This is a genomic window from Streptomyces sp. NPDC031340 (assembly GCF_055569945.1).
Genome location: NZ_JBVIIE010000038.1, coordinates 41,078 through 51,447, shown reverse-complemented (window position 1 = coordinate 51,447; position 10,370 = coordinate 41,078). Strand labels below are relative to the sequence as shown.

The following is a 10,370-nucleotide window of genomic DNA, read 5'->3' as shown; positions in this document are numbered from 1 at the left end:
TCCTTCTCCTGCTCCGCCTTGGCTTCGGCCTTCTCCTTCTCCGCCTCCGCCTTCGCGGCCGCCTGCTCGGCCTTGGCCTCCGCCTTCTCCTTCTCCTGCTCCGCCTTGGCTTCGGCCTTCTCCTTCTCCGCCTCCGCCTTCGCGGCCGCCTGCTCGGCCTTGGCCTCCGCCTTCTCCTTCTCCCGCTCGGCCTTGGCTTCGGCCTTCTCCTTCTCCGCCTCCGCCTTCGCGGCCGCCGCCTCCGCCTTCGCCTTCTTCTTCTCCGCATCGGCCTCCACCTTGGCGGAGATCTCGGAGAGGGGACGGTCGTCCCTGTCGGTGATGCTGGTGTCGAACGCCTTCTCGGCTGCCTTGAACGCCTTGTGGATCTCGACGATGGCTTCGGCGCCCGCCGTACTGAGCCAGTCCTGCACGGACTGCTCCCACCGGCGCACCGCTTCGTCGGCGATCGCCTTCCACGTGGTCATGTCGCTCGGTCTGCCGTACGACTTGCCCTCGATGACGATCTCGTTCCGGAAACCGGCCGTCGACACGACGTAGTTGTGCCAGGAGGTGTACTGACCGGAGCCGCTGGACACCGTGTTGATGTCCGTCTTGTCGTACTGGGTGTCGAAGAGGGTCAGCCGGGCGTTCTGCAGCATGTCGTACAGCCAGCGCTGCGGATTGCTCTCGGCCTTCCAGGCATCCCAGGCGTCGTAGAGCTTCTGCGCCTGGGCGAGCAGAACGTGCTGGGCCGCCGCCAGCGCCCGGGCCGGCCCGGAGGTCACGGTCACGTCGTCGATGGTGACCGCGGTGTCCTCGCCGCCCTTGCCGTTGAGCTGGTCGGCATACCCCTTGTAGTTCCGGGCCAGTTTGTGGATGAGCGACTTGAAGATGGCGGCCGACGTGCCGTCCCAGGAGTCACTGCCCTCTCCGATGTCCTCGGTGTCCCACTTGCCCACGGTGGTCGCGCTGTTCTCGAAGAACGCGACCACCCGGTCGAAGGCCTTGGCCGTGTCCGTGAAGGTGCGCAGGTCGACGTAGTCGGCGTCGTTCACCGGGTAGCCGCGGTTCGTGAACCCGTGGGTCGTGTAGGGCCACATGACGAGCTGCGAGAGGGCGGCCTTGGAGCCGTAGACATACCGGACCAGCGCGTTGGTGTTCCAGTCGAGGTTCTCGCCCTCTTTGTTCCAGCCGCCCTTGTCCTTCAGGCGCTCGCTGGTCTTCGAGTAGTCCGGGATCACGTCGTCCCCGCTCGGCGGCCAGTCCTGGCCGGACGCGAGAAAGGTGATGTAGGCGCGGTACCGGTAGAGGTTCTTCCCCGCGGACACTTCCTGGGAGTCGTCGCTGGGGCGGTAGAACGGGATGGTGTAGTCGGTGTTGTGCGTCTTCCAACCGCTCGGGGACAGAAAACCCGACGAGTACTCCGGACCGCCGTCCTTGTCCAGCCGGACGTGTATCAGCGGGATGCCGTCGTTGCCCTTCAGGTCGTCGAACAACGTCTTCCGCTCCGGCAGGACATAGCCGGTGAGCATGTCAACTGCTTTTTTCCAGTTGTCGTTGTTGTTGTCCTCGGGGTTGGCCATCGCCGAAATCCGCTACTCTTCCTTTTTGCTGGCGCCCTTGTTACCGAGATCGCTGTCGACGTCCTCGAAGAGGTCCATGAAATCGTCTGCGGTGATGTTCTCGAGATTCTTGCCCTGAGCCTTGGCGAGTTCGTCGATCGTTTCCCACAACGCCTGTTCGAGGTCCTCGAAGAGGATCGTCTGGTCCTCCAGGATGCGCACGACTTCGCCCGCACCCGTCTGGATCACCTTGTTCAGGGCGTCCCCGCCGGCGGCGCTGTTCTGGCCGGCCATGAGACCGACGACGAGCGGCTTCGAGGCGTCGATCGTCGTGGTCGAGATGCTGTCCGCGATGAACGAGATCGCCGGCCCGGCGGTCGGGCTGTCCTTGAGGATGTTCTCCAGCTCCGTGCGGAAACCGTCGATCTGGTTGTTGATGAAATTCTTCAGGAATGTGCTGTCAAGGACCGTGACGGCCATGTGATCACCCTTCCATCACCGGGCCGGCGTCAGCGGCTGCCGATCCGGATGTCGCCCCACCGCTGCGACAGGTTCTGCTCCGTGTACCGGTAGTTGGCGGAGATGTCGGTGAGCAGACTGGAATGGTTGGCGAGCAGGTTCTTGATGTTCTGGACAGCGTTGTCCCATTTCGTCTGGACCTCGTTGTAGACGTCCTTGTCGTCACCGATCCAGCTGTTCTTGAGTTCGGCCAGTTCCATCTCGAGGTTGGACAGAATGCTCATGATCGCCTGGGACTGGCCGACCATGTCGTCCGCCGCACCTTCGGCGTGGTTGTAGTCGACGTAGATATAGCCGTCGGAGAAGTCCATCAGAGTCCTCGATTCACCGGAATAGCGAGAAGAGTCGGGGAGCCGGTGGCCGGCGCCGGCGTGCCGGGGTCAGTTCCCCGACGTGTGCGTGCCGTTGAGCTCGTCGAAGACCGAAGTGGAGCGCGAGTACTCCGCGTCGATCGCGTCGTTGCTGGATCCCTGCACCATCCCGTGTTCCCGGAGGGTGCCGTTGAGCTCGTCGACCATCCGGTCCAGGTTGATCAGGATGGTGTCGACGTGCTCGTCCCACTGCTCCAGCAACTTCTTGTATTTGCCGCCGTCCACGCCCCCGTAATTCGAGGCCAGCGTGTGCGACGTGGACTGCACGTCCTGCTGACAACGCTGAACACCGGAGAAGGCTTGCTCCAGAGCCATGATCCCATTACGGGTCGCGCGCTCTTCGGACTGCTGCATGGCCATGAGGAATCTCCCTGTTCGGCGGAACTCACCGGGCTGTGGCCCCCATGTCACCCTGCGGGCAGACAGAGTGCCCCTGCGATCACGAGTGACTCACGGGGTCATGGGATGGCCAGATGTTATGCAACCCGCAACTACTTTGGCAATTATCCCCGGAACACCCGAGTCCCCTTCCGGGAAGCTCAATTGAGCAATGGCACGGAATTCACGCCGCTCAAGTGAGCGGCGCGGTGGATCCCGTAGGACAAATTCGGGCATCGGCGCCACCCGCGAACCTCCGCCGGTGTGCGGCTCGATTGTGGGGTAACCACGCGTATGCCGAGTATTTCCCTTCCGGACGATCGCCGCGGGGCCCGGTCGCCCCCTCCCGCCCGCTACTGCCCAGGACACCGCAGCGTCACGCGGGCCTCGCCCTCGGTCGCGGCCTCGGGTGTCAGGTCCGGGCCGCTGGGCAGCATGGCCAGCATCGGGGACGGCATCGTCCGCGCCTCGACGCCCTCGTAGCCCAGCGCCTTCACCGCCTGCCGGGACAGCAGCCGGTACTTCACACCGTCGTCCGTCACGAGGTACGTGGTGTCGCCCAGTGCGCTGCCGCTCGCGCTCAACGCCCGGACCAGCGCGCCCTTCCCGGCCCGTACCGCGATGGAGTCGACCTTCAGGCAGCCCGGCTCGGTCTCGGGCGCCGGCGCCTGCACGGCCTCGGGCAGGGCGCCCTCTGGCAGCAGCGCAACGCCCACCCGCACACCGGAGTCGGCGGAGTCGACCTCGGCGCAGGCCACGGAACGAGTGGCGACGGCGACCGCCTTCGGCGGCTTCGCGGGCAGCTTCGCCGCCCACGAGTCGGACTCCCGCGCATCGGGGGCGAGATGCTCCGCCAGGGTGTCCGCGCCGAGCGTCGCCACGGTCGCCGCCTCCCCGCCGTACGCCTTCTGCCGCGTGCGTGGGTCGCCCAGCAGAAGGGTGGCGGCGGTGTCGGTCAGGGGGACGAGACCCTCCCGGGTGAGCAGGTGGTAGCGGGCGGCCGAGCCGGGTATGCCGACCCGGAAGAGCTGTCCGATCCTGGTGCTCCGCCCGGCCAGTTCGGGACCCTCCTCGCCCCGGCCGGGCACGTCGGCGGGTGCCAGATCGGGTCCCAGCGGGAAGGCGTCGAGGAACGCCGCGGACACGGGGCGCGGTGTGACGTCGCCGTACCCGAGCGCCTCGGTCGCCTTCGCCCGCTCGTCCAGGCGCAGCCGGCTGCCCTTCCACAGCAGATACGTCGCGTCGTCCGGGCCCGTGACCAACAGGCCGTCGTCCGCGCCCAGTCGCCTGCCGCCCGGCACGTCCCGCGGGGCCTCGGCGCCGAGGGCGAGGGTCGTGGTCGCCGCGACGACGCCCGTCGTCCGCGGAAGGACGCCGGAGCACACCAGCCACGGATCGCGGTCCAGGTCACCCGTTCCCGGCAGGGCCTCCGGCCCGCCGGGGATGCCGACGGGCGTGCCGTGCGGGGTGCCGGCGAGCGAGGACGTGCCCACCGACGTGACGCCGATGTCTCCGCCGGTGACCAGCCGGGCCGACGCGTAGTTGCGCACCGGGCGCAGCCGCCCGTCCAGGTACAGGTAGCGCGCGCCGGTCTGCTTGTCGACGACCAGGTTCTCCCCCGAGCGCCACGAGTCGTTGCCGCCGGGCCGGATGAGGCCGAAGACGAAGGCGCCGGCGCACACCAGGACGGCGACGATCACACCGGCGGCGGCGCCGCGGTTGGTCCGGCCCAGCGGGCTCTCCGGGGAATCCGGCTCGTCGCGCAGCATGGCCGAGGCCAGCCGCCCCATGATGAAGAGGTGCGCTTGTACTTGGTCGCGTTTGCTGTGCATGTCACCGTTCTCCCGGGTCAGCCGTTGATGCCGCGCAGCAGGCCGTAGACGCCCATCGACCAGAGCGTCAGCGGCAGGATGCTGATGGCGGCGAGTGAGTGCAGCAGCTCGGCCGCGCGTCCCCAGTACGGGACGAGCCGTCGTCCGGGCACGGTCCATGAGGCGATGCTGATCACGGCGGCCAGCCCCAGCACGCCGGCCGTCAGGGTCAGCCGGTCCACCGGAGCGAGGGAGCGCGCGGAGACGAACAGCAGCAGGGCCACGCCCCAGGCCCCGGCGACGGTCAGCGCGAGCCGTTGCCAGACGTTGCCCAGCCCCCGGCTGTGCAACAGCAGGAGGAGGGAGAGCGCCACCACGGTGAAGACTCCGGCGACTCCCGGTTCGGCCATGAGCGCGGCCTGGCAGGGCAGGCACACCAGGCCGATGACACCGTAGAGGGCGGTCATCCAGCCGTCCGCCAGCGCCGACCGGGCGTCGACGTCCGAGGAGGAGTACGGTTCGATGCCCTGCTGGAGCTGCCGGACGTTGGTCGGCAGGGGTGGCATCCGCATGCCGGCCAGCCGGAACGACAGGGACGGGACGAACCCGCCGAACAGCACCACCACGACGGCCACCACGCCGGCCGCCTGTTCCGGCGCCAGCCCCAGGGTGATCAGGGCGGCGCCGAGCGCGCCGGCCGTCGCGACACAGGCCGCGCCGACGAACAGCGCCGGGTTGACGCCGACCGCCGCCAGGGCGAGCACCGCGCCCGCGCCGCCGGCCGCGGACCCCGCCAGCAGCCGTGCGCCGAGGACGGCCTCGCCGTCGGCGCCGCCCAGGTGGCCGCCGGGCAGCAGCCAGCCCGCCAGTGCGAAGTAGGGGGCCGCCATCACGCCGAGCACCGAGCCGGCTCCGGAGTCCCCGACGGCGCGGGAGGCGGCGCCCGCCCCGGCGATCAGCAGCAGTCCGCCCGCCGCTGCGGCAACCGCCCGCATCCAGCCCGGCGTTCCCGGCCAGGCCAGCAGCACGACGCCCAGCGCGAGGGTGGCTGCGGCCAGCCCGCGCAGCAGCCGCCGGCCGGTCTCCGGGCTCCAGCCGTGCGGTCTGCGGCCCATCCCCTCGGCGATGCCGTCGACCAGGTCGTCTATGTGCACCTCGGGCAGCGCCTCGGTGCGCGGCCGCAGGTAAAGCTGCTCTCCGTCCCGCAGCCCGAGGGAGTCCAAGGTACTCTCGGGGTCGAGCGGTGGACCGCCGAGGCGTTGGAGCACCCAACCTCCGTGCTCCAGGCCGGATTCCGCCAGGTCGTCCCCTCCGTAGCCGATCACCGTGGGCAGCAGATCGGCGACGGGGACGTCGGAGGGCACGGCCAGGTCGACGGTCCTGGCCGGAGCACGTACGGTGACGCGGCACAGGCTTGCCGCCTGAATCTCAGTCATGGGTTCGGGTTTCACACTTTCTGGCGGGGCCACGGGATACTCGGTGGCTGGAAGGTGGCAGCGGCACACCGGTCGGTCGCCGAACGCGACGGAAAAGCCGGACGGGGCATGCGCCGACGAGTTTGACCGTACGCCGGGCTTTTCGCAACACCACTCGGGGAGTTCAGCGTCACGGCATCCCTCGGTCATCTTCCCGCCGCCGCCGCACGGAACTCTGAATCTTTACGGAAAAACCCCGCGACGTTCCCGTGGGGTCCCCCCTGGAATTCCTTCCGAAATCATTGAGGAGGACGTTCGTTGAGCGTGATCCTGTTCCGCCGGCCGGCCCGCCGCAAAGGACCGGAAATGCCGTCGGGGGAACTGAGTCTTCAGGAGCCGCCCACGCTTCCCGAAGTCGTGCCGGACAGTTCCGCGGTGTGGACGTATCTGCCGATGGCGCTGATGTCGGTGTCCATGATGCTGATGTTCATGCGGCCGGGGGCGAGCCGGTCCGGTGGGGGGTTCACCTATATCGCGCTCGGTGTGATGGTGATCGCTTCGGCGGGCATGATGCTGGGGCAGGTCATGCGGCGCAACGGCGAGCGCAAGCAGCGGATGAAGGGCGAGCGCCGCGACTACCTGCGGTACCTGCGGCAGACCCGGCGTATGGTGCGGGCGTCCGTCATGGAGCAGCAGCGTGCCCTCGCCTGGCGCCATCCCGAGCCCGACGCGCTGTCGTCGCTGGTGCGCAGCACCCGGCTGTGGGAACGGCGGGCGTCGGACGACGACTTCGCCGAGGTGCGGATGGGCGTGGGCGACCAGCGGCTGGCGCTGAAACTGACGCCGCTGTCGACCAAGCCCGTCGAGGACCTGGAGCCGCTGTCGGCGCACGCGCTGCGCAGCTTCACCCGGGCCTACTCGACCGTCCGGGACCAGCCCGTCGCGATCTACCTGCGGGCTTGGTCGAAGGTGCTGTTCCGCGGGGACGAGGAGCGGATACGGGCTCAGGCACGGGCGCTGCTCGCGCAGTTGGCGGTGTTCCACTCACCCGACGACCTGTGGATCGCGCTGTGCGTCGCGGACGAGCGGCGCTCGGAGTGGGAGTGGGCGAAGTGGCTGCCGCACAGTCTGCACCGGCACGAGGAGGACGGCGCCGGACCGGCCCGCATGATCGCCTCGCACTTCGCCGAGCTGGAGAACCTGCTCGGCGCCGAGTTCCTGGAGCGGCCGGGCGCCGACCCCGACGCGGTCCCGGGACGCGAGGAGCCGTACACGGTCGTCGTGATCGACGGCTGCACGGTGCCGGCGGGACACCGCTTCGACGGGCACGGGTTCCGCAACGCGGTGGTGCTCGACCTCACCGGGGCGCTCACCTGGAAGCCGGGGCGGACCACGCTGCGCCTGGAGGTGGACGACGCCGGGGTGGCGCTGGTGCGCACCGACCGCGACCGCAAGGAGCAGTCGACGGTGCTCGGCCGGCCCGACCGGCTGGGCACGGTGGGCGCGTCGGCGCTCGCCCGGCTGCTGGCGCCGTACCGGATGAGTGTGGGCGGTGACGACTCCAGGCCGCTCGCCGACGATGTCGAGCTGACCTCGCTGCTGAACATCCCCGATCTGCACCGGCACGACCCGGCCACGCTGTGGGAGCGGTCGACCGGCAGTGCCCGGCTGCGGGTGCCGATCGCGGTGAGCGGTGACGGAAGGCCCGTGGAGCTGGACATCAAGGAGTCCGCGCAGGGCGGTACGGGACCGCACGGCATGCTCATCGGCGCCACCGGCTCCGGCAAGAGCGAACTGCTGCGCACGCTGGTGCTGGCGCTGGCGCTGACCAACTCCTCCGAGACGCTGAATTTCGTCCTCGTCGACTTCAAGGGCGGCGCCACCTTCCTCGGCCTCGACGAACTGCCGCACACCTCGGCGGTCATCACCAACCTCGCCGACGAGGTGGCGCTGGTCGCCCGGATGCAGGACGCCCTGCACGGGGAGCTGATCCGGCGGCAGGAGCTGCTGCGCGCCGCCGGGAACTACACCTCCGCGCTGGAGTACGAGAAGGCCCGGCAGTCCGGGGCGCCGCTGCAGCCGCTGCCCAGCCTGTTCGTGGTGGTCGACGAGTTCAGCGAACTGCTGGCCTCGCACCGCGACTTCATGGAGCTGTTCGTGATGATCGGCCGGCTCGGGCGCAGTCTCGGGGTCCATCTGCTGCTGGCCTCGCAGCGGCTGGACGAGGGCCGGATGCACCAGTTGGAGAGCCATCTGTCGTACCGGATCGGTCTGCGGACGTTCTCCGCGATGGAGAGCCGGGGCGTGCTCGGCGTGCCGGACGCGTACGAGCTGCCCGCGCAGCCGGGCGCCGGTTTCCTCAAGAGCGGCGTCGACGCGCTGACCCGGTTCCGCGCCGCGTACGTCTCGGGGCCGTACCAGCGGCGCAGGGCCGTCGTACAGGCGCAGGTGGCGCGTCAGGTGGTGCCGTGGACGGCCGAGTGGGTGGTGCCGCGCGCGCCGGCCGGCCCGGACGCGGCGGCCGAACCCGACGGGCCGGAGGGCGAGGGGGACGGCGGGGAGACGCTGCTGTCGGTGGCGCTCGACCGGCTGCGCGGTTCGGGGCCGCCCGCCCACCAGGTGTGGCTGCCGCCGCTGGGCCGGCCGGCCACCCTGGACCAGATCCTGCCCCCGCTGGCGCCCGATCAGCGATACGGCCTGACCACGGCCGACTGGCCGCTGCGGGGACGGCTCACCGTGCCGGTGGGAGTCGTGGACCGTCCCTTCGACCAGGTACGTGATCTGCTGACCGTGGACCTGTCGGCGGCCGGCGGCCACGTGGCCATCGCCGGGGGCCCGCAGAGCGGCAAGAGCACCCTGCTGCGGACCCTCATCACCGCGCTGGCCCTCACCCACACACCGCGCGAAGTGCAGTTCTACTGCCTGGACTTCGGCGGCGGCACGCTGGCCGCGCTGGACGAGCTGCCGCATATGAGCGGGGTCGCGGCGCGGGTGGACACCGAACGGGTGGGCCGTACGATCGCGGAGGTCACCACGCTGCTCGCCAGGCGTGAGCGGTTCTTCCTGGAGCACGGCATCGACTCCATGGCCACGTACCGCAAGCGGCGCGCGGCGGGAGACTTCCCCGACGAGCCGCACGGTGACGTCTTCCTGGCCATCGACGGCTGGGCCACCGTGCGCCAGGACTTCGACCGGCACATCCCCACCTTCAACGCGCTGGCCGCCCGCGGCCTCAACTACGGGGTCCACCTGCTGATCACCACCGCCCGCTGGGTGGAGCTGTCGTCCTCGGTGCGCGACCAGACCGGGACCCGGCTGGAGCTGCGGATGGGTGATCCGATGGACTCGCAGATCGACTCCCGCAAGGCAGCCACGATTCCGCGCAGCGCGGGGCGGGGACTGACCTCGGACAAGCTGCACTACCTGTCGGCGCTGCCGCGCGTCGACGGCGTCGAGGACGCCGACGACCTCGCGGACGGGGTCGCCGGGCTGGTCGCGGCGATCGGCGAGAACTGGACGGGGCCCACCGCCCCGCGCGTGCGGATGCTGCCGGCGAAGCTGCCGGTGGAGGAACTGCCGGAGCCGGAGGGGGAGAACGGTCTGCGGATCGCCATCGGCCTGGACGAGAACGAACTGGCGCCGGTCTGGCACGACTTCACCGAGAACCCGCATCTGATCGTGGTGGGCGACACGGAGAGCGGCAAGACGAACCTGCTGCGGCTGGTCGCGCGGGGCATCGCCGAGCGGTACACGCCCGCCGAGGCGCGCATCATGACGGTGGACTACCGGCGGGAGCTGGTGGAGAGCGTTCCGGAGGCCTACCGGCTCGGGCACGCCGTGTCCCTGGACATGCTGCGGGAACTGGTGGACGGAGCGGCGCGGGCGGTCAGGCTGCGGGTACCCGGCGAGGACATCGCTCCGTCGCGGATGCGGCTGTGCGACTGGTGGCAGGGGCCGCGGCTGTTCATCCTGGTCGACGACTACGACATGGTGGGCGGCGGGCCGGCGGCGCAGCCGTTCGCTCCGTTGCTGGATCACCTGGCGCTGGGGCACGAGGTGGGGTTGCACCTGGTGGTGGCGCGGTCGTCGGCGGGCGCGGGGCGTGGGCTCAACGAGGCGTTGCTGCGCCGATTGCAAGAGGTCAACACGCCGGGCCTGCTGATGTCGTGTCCGCCGAGCGAGGGGTACCTCTTCGGGAGCGTGAAGGGGCGGGAGCTGATCCCGGGGCGGGGGGGGGGGGGCGCCCCCCCCCAAAACCCCCACGCGCCGAAGGGGAATGCGGCGGACGGGTTATGGTGTCTCCTTGTCCAGAAAGCCCCCCCATACAACAGT

At 69.9% G+C, this 10,370-nt stretch carries 7 protein-coding genes; 1 reads left to right on the top strand and 6 read right to left on the bottom strand.

The features are described from left to right. From ACZ5GT_RS27030 to eccD, 6 genes are all read right to left on the bottom strand, one after another. The coding region (locus ACZ5GT_RS27030; protein WP_469031482.1) for an AAWKG family protein at positions 1-1,565 on the bottom strand (1,565 nt) is incomplete at its 3' end. Positions 1,566-1,577: 12 nt separating this feature from the next. Then, complete coding sequence (locus tag ACZ5GT_RS27025) at positions 1,578-2,024, bottom strand: type VII secretion system-associated protein (protein ID WP_469031479.1); 447 nt, start codon at positions 2,022-2,024, stop codon at positions 1,578-1,580. A gap of 29 nt (positions 2,025-2,053) precedes the next feature. Beyond that, positions 2,054-2,374, bottom strand: coding sequence for a WXG100 family type VII secretion target (locus ACZ5GT_RS27020; RefSeq protein WP_469031477.1), 321 nt, complete (start codon positions 2,372-2,374; stop codon positions 2,054-2,056). A 69-nt stretch (positions 2,375-2,443) separates the two neighbouring features. Next, positions 2,444-2,794, bottom strand: a complete 351-nt coding sequence (locus tag ACZ5GT_RS27015) for a hypothetical protein (protein ID WP_469031475.1) — start codon at positions 2,792-2,794, stop codon at positions 2,444-2,446. A gap of 371 nt (positions 2,795-3,165) precedes the next feature. After that, positions 3,166-4,644, bottom strand: a complete 1,479-nt coding sequence (gene eccB, locus ACZ5GT_RS27010; RefSeq protein WP_469031473.1) for a type VII secretion protein EccB — start codon at positions 4,642-4,644, stop codon at positions 3,166-3,168. A 17-nt stretch (positions 4,645-4,661) separates the two neighbouring features. Continuing rightward, positions 4,662-6,059 (bottom strand): type VII secretion integral membrane protein EccD, encoded by a 1,398-nt coding sequence (eccD, locus tag ACZ5GT_RS27005; protein WP_469031471.1) that lies wholly within the window; start codon positions 6,057-6,059, stop codon positions 4,662-4,664. A gap of 303 nt (positions 6,060-6,362) precedes the next feature. Between eccD and eccCa the strand changes: the two genes are divergently transcribed. Further along, positions 6,363-10,370: type VII secretion protein EccCa (gene eccCa, locus ACZ5GT_RS27000; RefSeq protein ID WP_469031525.1), on the top strand; the 4,008-nt coding region annotated here is incomplete at its 3' end.